This window comes from Nocardia sp. NPDC004568 (assembly GCF_040609955.1).
In the GTDB taxonomy this organism is placed as follows: domain Bacteria; phylum Actinomycetota; class Actinomycetes; order Mycobacteriales; family Mycobacteriaceae; genus Nocardia.
The window spans coordinates 19,844-37,498 of sequence record NZ_JBEXLL010000023.1; the positions used below are offsets into that span (position 1 = coordinate 19,844).

General features: G+C 69.1%; 19 protein-coding genes and 2 pseudogenes. 10 read left to right on the forward strand and 11 right to left on the reverse strand.

What is annotated here, in order from left to right; genetic code table 11:
- The 5 genes from ABZV91_RS13390 to ABZV91_RS13410 form a co-directional block, all read right to left on the reverse strand.
- Positions 1–792, reverse strand: coding sequence for a GvpL/GvpF family gas vesicle protein (locus ABZV91_RS13390; RefSeq protein WP_355240208.1), 792 nt, complete (start codon positions 790–792; stop codon positions 1–3).
- Positions 792–1,193 carry a gas vesicle protein GvpJ gene (gvpJ, locus tag ABZV91_RS13395; RefSeq protein ID WP_355240051.1) on the reverse strand — a complete coding sequence of 134 codons (402 nt, stop codon included), beginning with the start codon at positions 1,191–1,193 and terminating at the stop codon, positions 792–794. Before gvpJ ends, ABZV91_RS13390 begins: the two co-directional genes overlap by 1 nt.
- Positions 1,190–2,284, reverse strand: a complete 1,095-nt coding sequence (locus tag ABZV91_RS13400) for an SRPBCC family protein (protein WP_355240054.1) — start codon at positions 2,282–2,284, stop codon at positions 1,190–1,192. Before ABZV91_RS13400 ends, gvpJ begins: the two co-directional genes overlap by 4 nt.
- Positions 2,285–2,440: 156 nt before the next feature.
- Entirely contained in the window at positions 2,441–3,016 is a 576-nt protein-coding gene (locus ABZV91_RS13405; protein WP_355240057.1) for a hypothetical protein, read from the reverse strand.
- A gap of 363 nt (positions 3,017–3,379) precedes the next feature.
- Positions 3,380–4,759 carry a cytochrome P450 gene (locus tag ABZV91_RS13410; protein ID WP_355240060.1) on the reverse strand — a complete coding sequence of 460 codons (1,380 nt, stop codon included), beginning with the start codon at positions 4,757–4,759 and terminating at the stop codon, positions 3,380–3,382.
- 101 nt (positions 4,760–4,860) lie between these two features.
- On the opposite strand from ABZV91_RS13410, the gene ABZV91_RS13415 reads away from it, so the two are divergent.
- Complete coding sequence (locus tag ABZV91_RS13415) at positions 4,861–5,472, forward strand: TetR/AcrR family transcriptional regulator (RefSeq protein ID WP_355240063.1); 612 nt, start codon at positions 4,861–4,863, stop codon at positions 5,470–5,472.
- A gap of 120 nt (positions 5,473–5,592) precedes the next feature.
- Here the strand turns inward: ABZV91_RS13415 and ABZV91_RS13420 are convergent, their stop codons facing one another.
- The 3 genes and pseudogenes from ABZV91_RS13420 to ABZV91_RS13430 all read right to left on the reverse strand — a co-directional run.
- Positions 5,593–6,081 (reverse strand): hypothetical protein, encoded by a 489-nt coding sequence (locus tag ABZV91_RS13420; RefSeq protein WP_355240066.1) that lies wholly within the window; start codon positions 6,079–6,081, stop codon positions 5,593–5,595.
- Positions 6,082–6,235: 154 nt separating this feature from the next.
- On the reverse strand, positions 6,236–6,502 hold the full coding sequence (locus ABZV91_RS13425) for a zinc-binding dehydrogenase (RefSeq protein ID WP_355240211.1): 267 nt from the start codon (positions 6,500–6,502) through the stop codon (positions 6,236–6,238).
- A gap of 328 nt (positions 6,503–6,830) precedes the next feature.
- Positions 6,831–7,058, reverse strand: a pseudogene (locus ABZV91_RS13430) (NADP-dependent oxidoreductase); the annotation flags it as partial.
- Positions 7,059–7,136: 78 nt separating this feature from the next.
- On the opposite strand from ABZV91_RS13430, the gene ABZV91_RS13435 reads away from it, so the two are divergent.
- Together ABZV91_RS13435 and ABZV91_RS13440 are read left to right on the forward strand one after the other, a co-directional pair.
- Positions 7,137–7,529, forward strand: coding sequence for a helix-turn-helix domain-containing protein (locus ABZV91_RS13435; protein ID WP_355240069.1), 393 nt, complete (start codon positions 7,137–7,139; stop codon positions 7,527–7,529).
- A gap of 476 nt (positions 7,530–8,005) precedes the next feature.
- Positions 8,006–8,875, forward strand: coding sequence for a sulfurtransferase (locus tag ABZV91_RS13440; RefSeq protein WP_355240072.1), 870 nt, complete (start codon positions 8,006–8,008; stop codon positions 8,873–8,875).
- Positions 8,876–9,009: 134 nt separating this feature from the next.
- Here the strand turns inward: ABZV91_RS13440 and ABZV91_RS13445 are convergent, their stop codons facing one another.
- Complete coding sequence (locus tag ABZV91_RS13445; protein WP_355240075.1) at positions 9,010–9,630, reverse strand: helix-turn-helix domain-containing protein; 621 nt, start codon at positions 9,628–9,630, stop codon at positions 9,010–9,012.
- Between ABZV91_RS13445 and ABZV91_RS13450 the strand changes: the two are divergent.
- A pseudogene (locus ABZV91_RS13450) lies at positions 9,517–10,077 on the forward strand (alpha/beta fold hydrolase); the annotation flags it as partial. The gene ABZV91_RS13445 and the pseudogene ABZV91_RS13450 sit on opposite strands and share 114 nt — an antisense overlap.
- Positions 10,078–10,475: 398 nt before the next feature.
- Here the strand turns inward: ABZV91_RS13450 and ABZV91_RS13455 are convergent.
- Positions 10,476–10,874 (reverse strand): MerR family transcriptional regulator, encoded by a 399-nt coding sequence (locus ABZV91_RS13455; RefSeq protein ID WP_355240078.1) that lies wholly within the window; start codon positions 10,872–10,874, stop codon positions 10,476–10,478.
- Positions 10,875–11,157: 283 nt separating this feature from the next.
- Between ABZV91_RS13455 and ABZV91_RS13460 the strand changes: the two genes are divergently transcribed.
- The 4 genes from ABZV91_RS13460 (at position 11,158) to ABZV91_RS13475 (ending at position 14,956) form a co-directional block, all read left to right on the forward strand.
- Positions 11,158–11,733 (forward strand): TerD family protein, encoded by a 576-nt coding sequence (locus ABZV91_RS13460; RefSeq protein WP_355240081.1) that lies wholly within the window; start codon positions 11,158–11,160, stop codon positions 11,731–11,733.
- Between the two features lie 143 nt (positions 11,734–11,876).
- Positions 11,877–13,241: a hemolysin family protein gene (locus ABZV91_RS13465; protein ID WP_355240084.1), complete on the forward strand. Its 1,365-nt coding sequence runs from the start codon at positions 11,877–11,879 to the stop codon at positions 13,239–13,241.
- The gene (locus tag ABZV91_RS13470; RefSeq protein ID WP_355240087.1) at positions 13,234–14,295 is read left to right on the forward strand and encodes a hemolysin family protein; all 1,062 of its coding nucleotides are present in this window, start codon (positions 13,234–13,236) and stop codon (positions 14,293–14,295) included. Before ABZV91_RS13465 ends, ABZV91_RS13470 begins: the two co-directional genes overlap by 8 nt.
- Positions 14,296–14,479: 184 nt before the next feature.
- Positions 14,480–14,956 carry an RDD family protein gene (locus tag ABZV91_RS13475; RefSeq protein WP_355240090.1) on the forward strand — a complete coding sequence of 159 codons (477 nt, stop codon included), beginning with the start codon at positions 14,480–14,482 and terminating at the stop codon, positions 14,954–14,956.
- A gap of 18 nt (positions 14,957–14,974) precedes the next feature.
- Here the strand turns inward: ABZV91_RS13475 and ABZV91_RS13480 are convergent, their stop codons facing one another.
- Entirely contained in the window at positions 14,975–15,340 is a 366-nt protein-coding gene (locus ABZV91_RS13480) for a nuclear transport factor 2 family protein (protein ID WP_355240093.1), read from the reverse strand.
- 99 nt (positions 15,341–15,439) lie between these two features.
- Between ABZV91_RS13480 and ABZV91_RS13485 the strand changes: the two genes are divergently transcribed.
- Positions 15,440–16,351, forward strand: a complete 912-nt coding sequence (locus tag ABZV91_RS13485) for a LysR substrate-binding domain-containing protein (protein WP_355240096.1) — start codon at positions 15,440–15,442, stop codon at positions 16,349–16,351.
- A gap of 207 nt (positions 16,352–16,558) precedes the next feature.
- Complete coding sequence (locus ABZV91_RS13490) at positions 16,559–17,482, forward strand: universal stress protein (RefSeq protein WP_355240098.1); 924 nt, start codon at positions 16,559–16,561, stop codon at positions 17,480–17,482.
- Positions 17,483–17,655: the final 173 nt, after the last annotated feature.

Genomic DNA, 17,655 nt, shown 5'->3' on the forward strand with positions numbered 1-17,655 from the left:
TCACTCCGGGACTTCGCCGGCGGTGACGAAATCGTAGGGCGCCATCGGACCGATCAGGTTCAGCCGGACCCGTTCTGCCCACTCCTCGCCGAGTTCGGTCAGCGCTTGCAGCAGCTCGTCCTCCCGGGACAGCTCGAGCAGCAGGGCGAGGTGCACCGCGTCCTCTTCGTGTGTGGGCTGACGCTCCCGCACGGTCGGATCGAGATCGCTCAGCGCGGCCGCCACCCGGCGGGTGTCCGCGGCGCGCTTGGCCTCGATCTCCCGGTTCACGATCTCGCCCAGCCGGATTCGCTCGTTCCGGGTGGCGTCTTCGGGTTTGTCGCGGATCTCCGCGCGCAGTCGTGCCGCGTCGGCGTTCTCGTCCAGGATCTCCTGGAGCACCGTGTTCTCGGTGTAGCGTCCGCGGATCACGTATTGGGCGCGGCCTTCCAGGTCGTCGAGCGCGCTGCGGAACTGGTCGTGGTTGGGTGCGAGCAGCTCCTTCTCCACCGCTTCGGTATCGGTCACGACACCGCCGAACTGCAGGGGCAGCACCGGGGCGACCGCGGCCGTCCCGTCCAGCAGGCGCGCGTGCGCGGTGAGATCGTCGGGCATGCCCAGGGGGCGGTCGAGCGTAACCTCGCTGACCAGAGCGGCGATATCGCCGTGCCGTACGACGCCGACCTCGGCGGGTGGGTCACCGATGCCCTGGGCGTGCGGTTCCGGCTCCACATCGGCGGTCACGATGCCGTACACGTACACCCCGGTCCGCTGGTCGCGATCGCTTTCGGTGGTACTGCTCGCGGTGGACATCATCGCTCCCCTCGTCTGGAGGCCCGGGAGGTCTGGCGCTGGTCCTGGACATCCCCGAGGAAGTCCTGCACCTTTTTCCCCGCCGCTTCGATGGCGCCTTTCGTCTTGTGCTCGGCCGCGCCCTCGGTGACATCGCCCACGAGGTCGGTGAGTCCCTTGGGCTCGTTACTGGAGATCTCCAAGCGGTTGACGGCCTCGGCGAACCGCAGGTACGTGTCGACACTGGCGACCACCACGCGGGCGTCGATGGTCACCAGTTCGATGCCGACCAGGGAGACCCGGACGAACGCGTCGACGACCAGTCCTTTGTCGAGAATGGTGTCGACGACCTCGGCCAGGCCGGATGAGTTCGGACGGGCGACTGCACCGCTGCCGCCACCGCCCGCGGGTTCTATGGTCATGTTCGCGCTCCTCGCTGCACGCGGGAACGGCGCGGTGCGGCGGCACGGCGGCCGGTACGCGGGCGACGCGACGCCCGGGCCTCGTGATCCCCGTCTTCCGTACTGTCCTCGGCCTCCTCGTCGTCGGGGCCGCCCTCCTCATCGTCTCCGCGCTCTTCGTCCTCGTCCGCTTCTTCTTCGTCTTCCTCTTCGTCCTCGTCCGGGGGTTCCTCATCCACGGCGCCTTCACCTTCCGCGCCTTCGCCTTCTTCCTCCGTTTCCTCGCCTTCGCCCTCCCTGTCCTCGGCCTCCTCCTGTTCCCGGCGACGCGCGGTCTCGTCGTCCTCGACGACCTCGCCGTCGCGAATCTCCCCATGCCAGCCCACGATGTCGTCGGGTCGCAGCACTGCCTCGGTCATGACGTAACGCTCGAAATGCTTGAGTTCCAGGCGGCATCGGCGCCCGGCCGCGCGCCAGATATTGGCGGTCTTCTCGAACACGCCCTGCGGATGATATTCCAGAACCACCAGGACCCGGGTGAAATGCGGGCCCAGTTCGTGGAAGGTGACCGCGCCGTCGATATAGCCTTTGGCCCCTTTGGATCGCCAGATGATCCGCTCGAACGGCACCTGTTCGATAATCGTGGACTCCCAGGTCCGCCGCGACCAGAACACGCGCCCGGTCCAGGAGAGTTTTTCATCGGATACCTGTTCGACCTGTTCGAGCTTCTTCGTGAACTTGGGGAATTCCGCGAACTGTGTCCACTGGTCGTAGACGAGTTCGACCTCGGCACCGATATCGATGTGTTCGACGATATTGGCCAGTTTGAGTTTCTTCCCCTTGCCGCCCTTGCCGCCTCCGCCGGTGATTGCGTCCTTGGCAGAGGACACCGTGTCCTTGACGGACTTCCCGATTTTGCTCATTCCCGCGCTCATGGCCGCTCGCATCGGGGAAGCGCCCTCGGAAAGCTTCTCGACTCCCGTCAGCGCCGCGAGCAGATTGCCGCCACCCTGTCCTTCGGCATATTCGTTCAGCCGGCCGGCCGCATTCGAGACCCCACCGGACAGACCGGATACGGCACGTTGGGCGAGGGTTCCGGCGAGATTCTGCACCGACTGCCGGAGCAGATCGCCGGGGCTACCCTGCTCCGCGGTCTTCCGAGCCGTCGAACCGGCCGATTTCGCGGCTCCGGTCGCCCGGCCGGCGGTACCGGTGGCCGCTTTGCCGACGCCCGAGACGGTATCCCGCAGTACTTTTGCCATACCTGATCACCGCCTCGTCCGCCGCACGGGCGCCTTGTCGGTATCGGCGCCGGCGCGCCGGCGCCGCGACGCGGCCGTCCCACTCTCCCCGGAGCCGGACGACCGGGTCGACGTGCGAGTACCGGCCCGCGAGGTCTTGGTCGCGGTCGTCCGGCGGGCACGCGGCCGGGGTGCGGGTTCTTCGGCTTCTTCTTCGTCCGGGGATTCGTCGAGCTCTTCCTCTGGCGCCTCGTCCACCTCGCTCGAATCGGGCTCGACATCCTCCTCCGTCGCGGCGGCCCGCCGGCGACCACCGCCGTCCTCGTCCTCGTCCCCGGTCGGCAACGGTGATTGCAACCGTTCGTTCAGCGCGTCGAGTCGGTTGCTCGCCGCGGTCACGGCCGCCGACCGCACCGCTCCCAGCAGCTCGCCCCGCACCGTATCGGTGATCTTGGTCAGCTCCTTGGAGCCACCCAGCGTCGATGTGCCGCGTTCGAGCAGCTCACCCGCGAGCCCCGTGGATCGTTTGGACATCGCCGCACCCGCCAATCCCATCGCCCAGCGCATCTTGCGGGTACGACCCAGGAAATATCCGATTCCCACCCCTAACGCAATTCTTGCTCCGCCTTTCATGCTCACTCCTCGCCGCCTCGCATACCGCTACACCTCACGACGGGAGCGGCCGAGACCAGAGACCCCAGAAATGGGACAGACCACGTTACGGTGGACGATATCCAGCGTATTCCTGGTTACCCACACGGTCGATAGGCTTACCGGGCAAGAAACGAACACGACGGTGATCCGGCGAGACCGCGCAGCAACCCTTGCGTCGGTGCATGCTCGGGTGGTCGCGCACCCCTCCATGCCGGAATGACGCGCACCGGAGTGGCGCGCGGAGTCGCAGTCGCACGCGCATCGGGGAGGAACTCCACCGTAAACGACGCCGGGCGGGCGGCCGCGGGCGGTTCAGTTACGGATCAAAGTGATCGGCAGACCGTCTTTGGGGAACGGCAGCGAGTGGTAATCCATCGGCGGCACGTAGCCGGGATCGACGGTCCAGTGATAATTGCGGAGCAGCCTGTGCATTATCGCCTTCACCTCCAGGCCCCCGAAATACATTCCGATGCATTTGTGTACACCGCCGCCGAACGGTTCCCACGCGAAGCGGTGCGATCTGTCCTCGCGGCGTTCGGGGCCGAACCGGTCGGGGTCGAAGGACAGTGGATCGGTCCAGTAGTCCTCCATGAGGTGGGTGAACTGGATCCCCACGATGACATCGGTGCCGGCCGGGATACGCACACCCTCGACCACGGTGTCCTTCACCGCGTAGCGGACGAGCACCGGAACCGGAGCCCGCAGGCGCAGTGCCTCGCGCATCACCAGATCGATCGAGACCAGCTCGTCCAGCTCGGCCATCGACGGCGCCGGTCCGAGGGCCAGCGCCTCGGCCCGGCAGCGCTCCTGCCAGTCCGGGTGCTGCCCGAGGTACTGCAGGATGGTGGAGGTGGTGATGGTGGAGGTGTCATGGGCCGCCATCATCAAGAAGATCATGTGGTTGACCACGTCGTCGTCGCCGAAGCGCTCGCCGTCCTCGTTCTCGACGTGGCAGAGCACCGAGAAGATGTCGTCTGTCTGCCGAGCGCGTTTGGCCGGCAGGTAGTGGCGGAGGAAATCCTCGAGCACCTTGCGGCCGCGATAGGCCCGGCCCCAGCGGGTGAACGGCGCGTTGATCCGGACGATCCCGGCCGCGGCCTGCACGCAGGCGATGAATGCTTTGTTGATGCGATCCATCTCGGCCTGTCCGGTGTCCTGCACACCGCCCATGAACAGGTCCGCGGCGATATCGAGGGTGAGCTGCTTGAGTTTCCAGTACGACGGGAACTCGGTGCCCGCTACCCAGTCCGCCACACCCTGTTCGATGGCGGGATGCAAGCGCTGGGTGTAGGCCTCGAGCCGGGATCTCGTGAATGCCTCCTGCATGATCCGCCGGTGCGCCAGGTGCTCCTCGAAATCGATGAGCATGAGACCGCGGTGGAAGAACGGGCCGACGAGTTCGGACCAGGCCGGCTCGTTGGCGAACGCTTTGTCCTTGTTCTGTAGTGCCGCGCCGCACGCCTCGGGCCCGAGCAGCATCACCGCGTTCTTGCCGAGCGCGCGAAACGGCGCGACCGGACCGTAGCGCTCCCAGCGGCCACGGCACAGCGCGACAGGATCCTTGGCGTACTCCAGCACCTGCCCGAGCAGGGGTAATCCGCGGTCGTCACGGTGCTGGACCGGGATCGGCCGCGTGGCCGCCGGCCCCGTCGTAGCGGCTTCTGCGCGTGGCTCCAGGGCCTCGGCCTTCATCTGCTCACCTCGTGCTGGTGTGGCGGTGGTCACGACCAGCGTGATTCAGGAAGGGCATCCTGTCAACCTTGGTGCGCCGATTCCTGTGGCATGCTGAGAACGTGGCCGTGCAATCGGGGATCTACCGGGGCGTCAGCGCGGCCGACCGCGCCGCCGAACGCCGTGCCCGGCTGCTCGAAGCGGGGCTCACCGTCTGGGCGGACCCGGACACGCGGACCACGATGACGGCCGTCTGCACGGCGGCGGGACTGAGCGAACGCTACTTCTACGAGAGCTTCTCCGGGCTCGACGCCTTGCTCGAAGCGGTGATGGACGGGATCGCGGCGGAGATCGAGGAGACCAGCCGGCGGGCCGCCGAGCACGCCGGCCCGGACCCGGCCGCGCGCGCCCGGGCCTCGATCCACGCCTTCGTCCAGCAGTTGCTCGACGATCCGCGTAAAGGCCGGGTCGCCATCGTCGAGTCGGTCGCGGTACCGAAATTGCGCCGGCGCCGGACGGAACTCCTGCGCCATCTCGCCCATCAGTCCGCGCTGGAGGCGCGGGAATTCTTCGGTCCCCGCGACCGCAGCGAGAACGCCGACGAAACCGCCGGCCTGCTCTTCGTCGGCGGTATGGCCGAACTCGTCACCGCCTGGCTCGACGGCGCCCTGCAAGCCTCCGCGGACGAGATCGTCGATGCGGCCGCACGCGCGCTGGTGGGCCTCTACCGCTGAACCGATACGCGCCGGAATCACCCGGTATCCGTGCGACGGCGGGCGGCGCGCTGGATCCGGCGCGCTCCGCCCGGCGGACGAACCGGCGTCGGCTGCTCCCGGGGCGCCGGTGCGTGGACGTCAGGCCGCAGGGGTCCGTCGACCGGTCGGCTCGGCAGCAGCGCCTCGGCGCGCGCCGAGATACGGCAGCGCGAACTGGTAGAGCCCGGAGAAGAAGAGCAGGGCCAGCGGGATCAGCGGCAGGTAGGAGACCCAGACCAGGGGCTCCGGCAGCGACAGCGCGACGACCGTCGCCAGCACGGTCGGTACGAAAGCCACGGCGGACCAACGGTGGAGTTGCCGAACACGGTACGCGGTCGGCCGGTCCGGCGATCCCGTATCCGCCGGCCGAACGAAGTCCGCGGCCGCGCCACCGCGCCGGGTCGCGACGAGAGGTCGTACGAGCAGATAGAGGCCGGAGAAGAACAGGAAGGCCAGTGGGGGAAGCGGTAGATAGGACACCCACGCCGGACCCTGCAACGCCAGGACGACCACGGCGATCACCAGGGTCGCCGTGAAAACGGGCACCAGCACGCGGTGCGTCCGCCGGACCGGCCTGCTCCAGTTCATTGCGTCCTCCTCGGAAAGGTTCGCGCGCGGCGCCCGCCGTGCGACTCTCGGTGCGAAGGACGCTAATGGCAGTGCTGTGACCAGCGCTTCTCGATTCCTGATCACTTGGCCCGGCTGTTATCGCATCCGGACCCGAGCCCCGCGGCGATGCTGTTCACGGTGTCAGAACGAGGCGTCCAGCGAGTCGACCGGCAGCAAGGCGGGTGTGAGCTTCGGCGGCTGCGTGCAAGGGGAGAGTGTCGGCGACGCGGGCGGTGAGCTTCTGTCCCGCGATGCCGGCGAGAGCTTTCCCGTCGGCGTGGATCCATTCGTGGTGGACGGTGCACACCGCCGGGGACGAGTCGGCGCGCCTCGACCACCAGGTCGGCGTCGCGCGGAAGTGTCCAACGCGCGCCGACGGAGCGCAGGAAGTCCGCGTCACTCCCCTGGGCGATCACCCGAACACCCTGTTGCGCTGCGAGCTGGACGGCGAAGCCGCCGACGGCGCCGTTCGCACCGGTTACCAGCAGGGTGTCGTCCTCGGATAGTTCCAGTAGCTCGAGCGACTGGGCGGCGGTGAGGCCGTTGAGCGGCAAGGTGGCCGCCTCGACAGCCGACAACCCCGTCGGGGCCGCAGCAACAGCAGCCGCGTCGAGCACCACATAGTCGGCGTACGCGCCGAGCGACACATCGAGCAGGTCACGCAGGCCGATCACCTTCTGCCCCTCAGTGAGCCCGTCGACGTCCGGGCCGAGCCGTTCGATCTCACCGGCGACATCCCAACCCACACCGGTGATCTCCCGCGGCGCCATCAACCCCGCTTCGACCAGCGCGCCCGACCGCGTCGCCAGATCGACCGGGTTGACGGCCGCAGCCTCGACCTTGATCCGGACCTGGCCCACGCCCGGCTCCGGAATATCCACCTCGACGATCTGCAAGACCTCGGGCCCACCGTAGCCGCGAGCCACCACCGCTCGCATCATCTCTCGCTTGCTCATGAAGACAACTATCGGAGAGCTACTCTCTGATCGGAAGTCGGCACTTCGAAGTGCCCACCGCACCCGGAGGTAACCTCTATGCCCACCCGGACCGCAGCGCAACTGCGCGCCGAGCGCAGCGCCGCATACGACGCCTACCTGGCCGAATGCCCCGCCCGCAGACTGCTGGACCGAATCTCCGACAAATGGGTGAGTCTGGCGGTCAACGCACTGGCCGACGGGCCGCAGCGCTATAGCGACCTCCGCCGGCGACTGGCCAGTGTCAGCCAGAAGATGCTGACCCAGACGTTGCGCAACCTGGAAAGCGACGGCCTGGTCACCCGCACCGTGTGGCCGACCGTGCCGCAGCGAGTCGAGTACGAACTCACACCACTCGGGCACTCGCTACTACCGGTCATGCGGGCCATCAAGGACTGGGCCGAACAACACATGGACGAAGTCGAAGCAGCCCGCACCGCCTACCGGGCATAACGGCCGAGCTGCGCGCACTCGCCGTCGCGCCTGGGGTCGCGCACTCGCCGTCGCGCCTGGGGTCGCGCGATCGCCGCGGAGCTCGTACCACCCGGCTGACCGAGACGCCGCAGGGTCGCACCGACCATTATCGCGGCAGCGATGGTCGAGACGGCAGGCCGCCGCCCGGCATGGCGTACCCGCCGAGCCGGCCGGGCCCGCACCTCGAGCCGGAGAATCCGGTGCCCGGCACGGCCGTCGGATGTGGGGTGTAGTCCGGTTCGGGTGGGCCTCGGCGGTGGCGGTGTGCGGCGCCGATTTCGCCTCGCGCAGATTCCAATCGTGACAGGGCGGTCGCGAGGCGACGGCGGTATCGCGGCCGCCGGGACCCGCGCGGACCGCTGCTAGCATCCGCTGTGCCGTCGCCGGCCGATAGGCATCGGTCGCCCGCGGCGGGACAGCCCGTGACGGCGAGCCGCAGAGGTGGAGACTTTCCGATGACTACTCGTGCCGAGGTGTTCACTACCGCCGCCGAACTGGCGGCGACGCTGGCGGCCGGAACCGAGGTGACGCTGCTGGATGTGCGGTGGCGACTGGACCGCCCCGACGGGCGCGCCGATTACCGGGCCGGTCACCTCCCCGGCGCCGTCTACGTCGACCTGGACGGCGAACTGTCCGATCACTCGGTGACCGGCCGCGGTCGCCATCCGCTGCCCGACGGTGCGGCACTGCAACGGAGTCTGCGGGCCCTCGGCGTCCGCGCCGGGGTTCCGGTCGTGGTCTACGACGACTGGAATCGCGCCGGCTCGGCGCGCGCCTGGTGGGTGCTCACCGCCGCCGGACTGACCGATGTCCGCATCCTCGACGGCGGTCTGACGGCATGGCGGGAGTTCGGCGGCGCCCTGGAGAGCGGCCAGGTGATCCCGGCGCCCGGCGACGTCACCGTGACCCGGCCGGATCTCTACGCCGGTGCGCGCGCTGTCGTGACCGAGGAGGAACTGGCCGATATCGCCGCGCAGGGATCGCTCGTCGATGTCCGGGCCCCGGAGCGGTACCGGGGCGAGAACGAGCCGGTCGATCCGGTGGCGGGGCATATACCGGGCGCACGCAATGTTCCCGCGACAGGCCTGATCGACGAGTCCGGCCGGTTTCTTCCGGACGAGGAGATCCTCGGCCGGTATCCGGCAGGCGACCCGGCGCGGCCGCCCGCCGTCTACTGCGGTTCCGGCGTGACGGCCGCGATCGCCGTCGCCGCGCTCACCGCGGCGGGGCGGGACGCGAGCCTGTTTCCCGGTTCCTGGTCGCAGTGGAGCGCGGATCCGTCCAATCCCGTAGAGGTGGGCGACCCGGCGGTGCCCGAGGCCTGAGCCCACAGGTCCGGTGTCGCGGTCGCGGATCCGGCGGACCGCGCCCGCCCCGCTGCGCCGAGGCACCCGGTGGCGCACCGCCGAACACCGGGACATGGTCGGCGAGCCGGTCGGCACAGGTGCGCGCCCGGCCGCTACCTGTCCATTCGGCCGGCTCCGTGCCCATCGGTCACCGAAACCTCAGTTCCGGACGCGCGCTGCGCACTGATCTCCGGCATATGGATTTCGGCCCAGTCGCGCATCGCCGCGAGGACGAGTTCCAGTGACTGCCCGAGCTCGGTCAGGCCGTAGTGGACCTGCGGCGGCACAGTCGCTTCGACGTGCCGGGTGACGAGTCCGTCGGCGACGAGTCCCCGCAGTGTCTGCGACAGCATTTTCTGGGAGACACCGGGCATTCGCCGACGCAGCGCGGCGAAACGTACCGGACGCGGACTGTCCTCGGCCAGCACCTTGACCACCATCGAGACCCATTTCGTCCCGAGTCGGTCCAGCAGTTGCCGGGTCGGGCAATCCGGCGCGAACAGATCGCCGCGCCGGGCGGTCACCCCGGGGTGACCCCGTTTCACGAAAGTGCCGTCTTGCTCCACCCGTGCCCACTTTCCTACGGTGACATGATCACCGAAGGTTACCCAGGAGGTGAGATGCGGCCCAGCACACCAGCGCAGGAATTGCGGATCACGGCGAGTTCGGTAGAACTGGCCGTGACAGTCTCCGGCGTCGGCCCGGGGCTCGTGCTGCTCCACGGCTGGCCGCACACCCGGCGCATCTGGGACCGGGTGATCCCGGCGCTGGCCCGGGACCACCTCGTCATCGCACCGGATCTGCGCGGGCTCGGCGACAGCGCCCGGCCGTGCGACGGCTACGACGCGGCCACCCTCGCCGCGGATCTCGCGGGCCTGCTCGACGGCTTCGATCTTCCGGCCGCGTCCGTACTGGCCCTGGATGCCTCGGCGCCCGCGGCGTTCCTGTTCGCACTGCGGAACCCCGAGCGAGTACACTGTCCCGTCCTGATGGAATCCCTCCTGATCCCACTACCGGGCGCGGAGGAATTCCTGGCCGCCGGACCGCCCTGGTGGTTCGGCTTCCACGCGGTCCCCGGTCTCGCGGAAACAGTGCTGGTGGGTCATGAAGCCGAGTACATCGACTGGTTCCTCACGGCGGGCACGACCGGGCCCGGCCGTATACCGGCGGACCTGCGTGAGGCCGTCATCCGGGCGTATACCGGGACCGAGGCGCTGCGCGGCGGCTTCGCCTATTACCGCGCCATGGCCGAGAACGCCCGCCTGATCGCGGCCGCGGTCGCCGATTCCCGGCTGCGCGTACCGACCCTGGCCTTGGGGACCGAAAGTGTGGGCAACGCGCTGTACCGGCAATTACGCACGGTCACCGACGATCTCGTCGGCCGGCTGATCCCGGAGTGCGGGCCATATCATCCCGCTCGACCGCCCCGACGCCCTGCTCGCCGAAGTCGTTCCTTTCCTGCGTTGACCCGCGGCGAAGCCGCCGGACCGGGTCAGTCGAACCCGCCCGCGGAGGCGGCGGATTCTTCGGACAGCTCCGAAATTTGCTTACGCCGGCGTAGCAACCCCCCGGACGCGGTTCACAGGACCGGAATATCGGGCGGCAGTTGCAGCGCCACCGTGATCAGCGAGTGGATGCGCGCACTGATCACCGTCAGCAGGCCGTGGATCTCGGCCGGAGCGGTTTCGGCGGCGGCGTGCAGCAGTTTCAGGTCGTCGTCGATGCGGTCCAGCACATGCCCGATATCGCCGGGGCCGGCGGCGAGCGCGGTGGCGATCTCCTCCAAGGGCAACCCCTGCGCCTCGAGCCGGCGGATGAGATGGACGCGGGCGATATCGGCGGCATCGTAGAGCCGGTAGTTACCGGTCGTGCGTTCGGCCGGAACCAGCAGGCCCAGCCCGGTGTAGTAGTCGATGGTGCGTGCGCTGACCTCGGCGCGGGCAGCGAACTCACCGATTCTGAGCAGCGACTCGGGCACGGGCACCTCCTTCTGCCACCGACAACCATACAGTGGTGCGTGCTAGTGTCGGATATATGTCCGCACGAGGGGCTCGGCAAATGCGCAGCGTCACCGAACGGCCGGTGGGCCGGACACCCTGCGCGTGCTGAGCCAGGGCGGTGTCCACGCCGGACGGCCTTCGCGCACGTGTTCGCGCGACCGGTCACGCGAACACCGGGCAATACGCGACGCCTCGCCACGACCGCCCCGACGGCCGCGGTACCGGACAATCGATGACGTCTCGAGAATCAGGAGTAGCGGAATGAGTGTCAGTCTCGCCAAGGGCGGAAATGTCTCGCTGTCGAAGCAGGCGCCGAACCTGACCGCGGTGGCGGTAGGTCTGGGCTGGGATGTGCGGTCGACCACCGGCTCCGATTTCGACCTGGACGCCAGTGCCATCGCGACGGGTCCGGACCAGAAAGTGGTGTCCGACCAGCACTTCGTGTTCTACAACAACCTGCGCTCCCCCGAAGGCACCATCGAGCACACCGGCGACAACCTCACCGGTGCGGGCGAAGGCGACGACGAAGTGATCAATGTCGACCTGGCGGCCACCCCGCCGACGATCACCAATATCTTCTTCCCCGTGTCCATCCACGACGCCGACGCCCGGCAGCAGTCGTTCGGCCAGGTGCGCAACGCCTTCATCCGGGTGGTGGACCGGGCCAACGGGGCGGAGTTGGCGCGCTACGACCTGTCCGAGGACGCCTCCACCGAAACCGCGATGGTGTTCGGCGAGCTGTACCGCCACGGTGCGGAGTGGAAGTTCCGCGCCATCGGACAGGGTTACGCCTCCGGACTCGCCGGGATCGCCCGCGACTACGGCGTCAACGTCTGACACCCACCGACCCCTGACCCACGGTTCACCCCCGTCACCGTTCCTGAGCAGAGAGAATTCATGAGACGCGCATCGCGCAAGAATCGGCACCCCGGCGCACGCCGGGGCGAGGAGCCTCCCCGAGGCCGAACCGGGACGCGACAATGCTGACCGCGCTGAATATCGCCCTCGGCCTCGTCGTCGTTTTGCTGATCACGGCGGCGACGGGATATTTCGTCGCCCAGGAATTCGCGTTCATGGCCGTGGACCGGTCCCGGTTGAAAGCCGGTGCCGCGGCCGGTGACCGGGCCGCCGGCCGAGCGCTGCGGGTCACCCGGCGCACCTCGTTCATGCTGTCGGGCGCCCAGCTCGGCATCACGGTCACGGGGCTGCTGGTCGGCTATGTCGCCGAACCGCTCATCGGCCGGGGACTCGGCGATCTGCTGGGCGATGCCGGGGTACCGGCCGCTGTCGGGATCGGCATCGGAGCGGTGCTGGCCATCGCGTTTTCCACCGTGGTGCAGATGCTGTTCGGGGAACTCGTACCGAAGAACCTCGCCATTGCCCGGCCCGAGCCGGTCGCCCGCCGGCTCGCGGCCTCGACCACGCTGTACCTGAAGGTGTTCGGATGGCTGATCCGGCTCTTCGACCAGTCGTCGAACCTGCTGTTGCGCGCCCTGCGCATCGAGCCGGTGCACGATGTGGAGCATTCGGCCACTCCCCGCGACCTCGAGCACATCGTCGCGGCATCCCGGGATTCCGGGGAACTACCCGCCGAATTGTCCACGCTGCTCGACCGTATCCTCGATTTCCCGACCAGCACCGCCGAACACGCCATGATCCCCCGCGCGCGGGTCGACACGGTCCACATCGACGATCCGGTGCGCGAGGTCCTCACCCGGATGCGCACGGGTCACACGCGCTACCCGGTCGTCGGTGACTCCAGCGACGACCTGCGCGGGGTGATCCATCTGCACGACCTCCTCGGCAGCGCACCCGCCGGTACCGCGCAGACCCGGTTGCGCCCCGCGGTCCTGGTCCCGGCATCGCTGCCGCTGCCAGAACTGGTGGACCGGCTCGGCGCCGCCCGCGAGGAGATGGCGCTCGTCGTCGACGAATACGGTGGTTTCGCCGGTATCGTCACCGTCGAGGACATCGCCGAAGAGCTCGTCGGCGAAATCGCCGACGAACACGATCCGGGCACCGCCGCCGATATCGTCGCCGAGGGCGGGGGCTGGGTCCTGCGCGGTGACATCCACCTCGACGAGGTCGAACGTCTCCTCGAATCGACCCTGCCCGAGGGGGATCACGAAACCCTCGCCGGCCTGCTGATCAGCGTCTTCGGTGGCCTACCCGAGGTCGGCGACCGGGTTCGCGTCCCCTTGCCGGCGGAGCCGGCCGACTACCTCAGCGACCCGCCACGTCCGGCGCGGCTCCTGGTCGCCGACGTGCGCCGCGTCGACAAGCACGTGCCCGCCTCGGTGTTCGTCACCGTGCGGCCCGAGTCGGAGGACACCGCGGATGAGTAACCCCTGGATCGTCGCGGCGGTGACGGTGGGGTTGATCGCGGCGAGCGCGTTCTTCGTCGCGGTCGAGTTCGCGCTCATCGCCGCCCGGCGGCACCGGCTGGAGGACGCCGCGGCGAGCAGCGCGGCCGCGCGCGCGGCGCTACGCAGTTCCGGGGAGCTGTCGGTACTGCTGGCCGGGTCGCAGCTCGGCATCACCGTCTGCACCCTGGCGCTGGGCGCGATCACCAAACCCGCTGTACACCATTGGCTGACCCCGCTGTTCGAGGATCTCGGCGCGCCACTGTGGGTCGCCGATGTCATCGGCTTCGTCCTCGCGCTCATCGTGGTGACATTCCTGCATCTGGTCGTCGGTGAGATGGCGCCCAAATCGTGGGCGATCGCGCATCCGGAGAAATCGGCCACGATCCTGGCCGTCCCGATGCGCGTCTTCATGTGGTTCACCCGGCCGTTGCTCACCGCGCTCAACAGCACCGCCAACCGGTGTCTGCGCGCCGTCGGGGTGACCCCGGTGGACGAAGTCGAGGCCGGACAGGACCCCGCCGCGCTGCGCCATCTCGTCGAACACTCCGCGACCGTGGGCACCCTCGACGAGCGCTACCACGGCAATCTCATCAGCGCGCTGGAACTGGAACAGCTCACGGTCGCCGATATCGTCCGGCCCGGCACCCACCCCACCGCGGTCGGCCCGGACGCCGGCCCGGAGACCATCCAGGCGCTCGCGCGCGAGTCCGGACATCTGCGCCTGCTGGTCCGCGCGGGCACCCGGATCGACGGGGTCCTCCACGTTCGCGACAGCCTGCAGGCCGAGCCGGGCACCACCGCGCGGCGGCTGATGCGTCCGGTCCTGACCCTGACCTCCGCGACAAAGGTGTACGAGGCCCTGCACACCATGCGGGAGACCCGCAGTCACCTCGCCGTCGTCACCCCTGCCGACGGCGCGGACCCGGTCGGCCTGATCACGATCACCGATGTCCTGCAACGCCTGCTGCCCCGGCCGGCCATGGAAACACCGCGGACCGCACCGCCGCGGCATACGGAAGGGACACCCGCATAGCACGTGGCCGCCGCCGATGCGGGGGGCGAAGGACAGCGCGGTGGAACCCGGGATCCCCACGGCCCCAACCACACCGCGGACGAACGCATCGAACGCCACGACCAGATATGAGATCGTGGAACCCGCCCCCGGATGGGCACCGCGCCCACACCGCCGGGGGCGGTCGCTATCGAGGAGGAACACGATGACCACCGGAGCATACGACCCCCGATTCACCGCGGCCGCGGGGATCACCCCCGGCGGTCTGGGCAAACGCGCCGCGGCCCGATTCATCGACTGGATCGTCGCGGCGATCGTCGGCGGGATCTTCTTCTGGTTGCTGAACAAGGTCGCCCACACCCCCGGCTGGGTGTCGATCCTGCCCGGCGCCGGATTCGCCTTCCTGTACTTCGTCGGGTTCGAGGTGACCTCCGGTTCCACCCCCGGTAAGAAGCTGCTGGGCCTGCACGTCAACGGTTCCGGCGGGGCGGCGAAACCCAGTATCAAGGAATCCGCCCTGCGCAACGCCTATATGCTGCTCAACCTGGTGCCCTGCATCGGCGGCGTGCTCTGGTTCTTCGCCGCGCTCGGGATCGCCGTCACGGTCGGTTCCAGTTCCACCAAACAGGGCTGGCACGACCGGGTGGCGGACGGTACCCAGGTGGTCGAGACGACCAACTAGCGGAACAGCTGTCCGGGCTCAGGCGGGCGGGGCGACGAACTCGGGCTGGTCGAGGACGCGCAGCCAGCTGCCGTCGGGCTGGCGCCGGACGACCTGCGCGCGGGCACCGGTACCGTCCCTCGGCGGCGTCGAGGTGAGGGCGAGGTCGCCGCAGATCAGCGTCGGCAGCGGTTCTTCCGGCTCGAAGCGGGATCCGGCGGCCAGCACCTTCTCCCACAGCGCGCGGATCGCCGCCCGCCCGACGGTCCGGCTGCCGGGCGGGTAGGCCAGGACCGCGTCCTCTTCGTAGAGTTCGGCGACTCCCGCCGCGTCACCGGCATTGGATCGTTCGACGAACAGGCGCGTGATGTCTTCGGGCCGCAGCGCCTTCTCGTACTCGGGCATCGTTTTCCTCCTGTGCTGTGGATTCGACGCCTTCCAGCCTGGCCGGGCGATATCCAGAAGTCCAACAGATGGTTCTTCTGAAAGCTAGAATCAGCAGTTATGGAACTGAGGCAGCTGGAATACTTCGTCGCGGTCGCGGAGGAACAGAACTTCACGCGGGCGGCGCAGCGGGTGCACATCAGCCAGTCCGGTGTCAGCGCCCAGATCCGCGCACTGGAAAAAGAGCTCGGCGCCGAACTGTTCGACCGCTCGGCGCGCACCGCCACCCTGACCGTGGCGGGAAAAGCCGCTCTCGAACACGCCCGCACCGCCCTCGATGCCGCCGAAGCGGTCACTCAGGCGGTCGGCGAGGTCACCGATCTGATCCGGGGCAGGCTCACCGTCGGCATGGTGGTCGGCTGCACCGTCACACCGCTGTTCGACGCACTCGCCGATTTCCACCGCGCCCATCCCGGTGTCGAGATCTCCTTGCTCGAGGACAATTCCGACCGGCTCGCCGAGGCCGTGCGCGCCGGTGCGCTGGATGTGGCTCTCATCGGTACGGCGACCGCCGAACCCGACGGATTGGAAGCGCTCCCCCTCCTCCGCGAAGAACTGGTCGCGGCGGTCCCCCGTGAGCATCCCCTGACGGCGCGGCAGCGGGTCACCCTCGCCGAGCTGTGCGCCCACCCGCTCGTCTGCATGCCCGCCGGTACCGGCGTACGCACCGTGCTGGACCGCGTCTGCGCGACGCAGGACCTCCGCCCGGTGGTCGCGCTCGAGGCCGGCGCCGCCGACGCCATCGCCGATCTCGCCGCTCGCGGACTCGCGGTCGCCGTCCTCAGCGATTCCATGGCCGCGGCCCACCGCGACCGGCTCGCCGCTCTCGCCCTCGAGGGCGTCGAGACGGCCGCCTACCTCGCCCTGATCTGGAAGCACACTGCCCGCCCCGCGGTGCGGGAACTCCTCGTGCACAGCCGGCGGGCCTTCCGCCGGGCCGGGCTCGGCGACGACCGGGACGGCACCGAGTAGCCACGGTCGGTACCCGCGGCAGCGTGGGCGGCATGCCACGCGCATCTCGCGGGTGAACGACCGCGGGCCGCGTGTCGACCCGCCTCGGCTTCCGTGCCGACTCCTATCCTGGGCTCGACGGAGTGGCCACGAGTGGTCGTCGTGCACATCCAGGACGCGCAGTGCCAGGCGGGGGATCGGCAACCTCGGGACGAAAGGCGGAGTGCGATGCAGGCGAAGTCGGCGGCGAGCCACATCGTGGTGGGTATCGATGGATCCGACACCGCGTTGGCCGCCGCCAAATGGGCCACGAGATTCGCTGACAAGCTCGCCCTTCCCCTGCGCCTGGTGCACTCGTCCCCCGCACCGGGGCCGATGCCCGATATCGCACTCGATCCCGCCGAACTGGCCGAACGGCACCGGCGCTACCGTGCCGAACTGCTCGCCACGACCGAATCCGCGCTGCGGGACTGGGCGCCCGGTGTCCGAACGACCTCCCTCGCGGAGACCGATGCTCCCGCCACGGCCCTGCTGCGGGCCGCCGAAGACGCCGCGCTGATCGTGCTCGGCGCTACCGGCGCCGGGATGGTGGAACGCTGGCTGCTGGGATCGACGGCGCTGCGGGTGGTCGGCAGCGCGCGATGCCCGGTGGCCGTATGGCGCGGCGACACCGCGCATATCGCGCCCGACGACGACCGCCCGATAGTGGTGGGCGCCGACGGGAGCCCGCTGTCGGCCGGGGCGACCCGGCTGGCCTTCGAATGGGCGCGGTTGTTCTCGGTTCCGGTCACCGCGGTGCGGGTATGGTCCGACAGCACCGCTGTCGGCGACTCCGTTCCCACGGCGCTACAACTCCTGGGCCCGACGGCGATGGTGATCGACTGGGAGCAGATAGCCCGTTCCGAGGCGGAGACGCTGTCGACCGTCATCGCGCCCTACCGGAAGGACTTCCCCGACGTGGAAGTGGAGGAACGCTCGCGGCGCGGGTCCGCGGCGCGCGAGCTGCTGCACGCCCTCGATGACGCGCAATTGGCGATCGTGGGCAGTAAGGGCTGGGGTCGATTCCGCGGCGCGCTGCTGGGGTCCACCAGCCAGAATCTGCTGCACCGCGCCGATCGTCCGATCGTCGTCTACCGCGATACCGACACCTGAGCACCGGCGGCAGGTCTGCCGGGCACCGCGCCGGAACCGTGGACCGAGACCACTCGGCGGTGAGCCCGAGACGACCTGCGCCGGAATGGCGTTCGCCGATTCGGAACCGGATACCGGGCACTGCGGACCGGCAACGCATCGGTTACGCTCGAGGCGGTTCTGCCGTCGGTGAT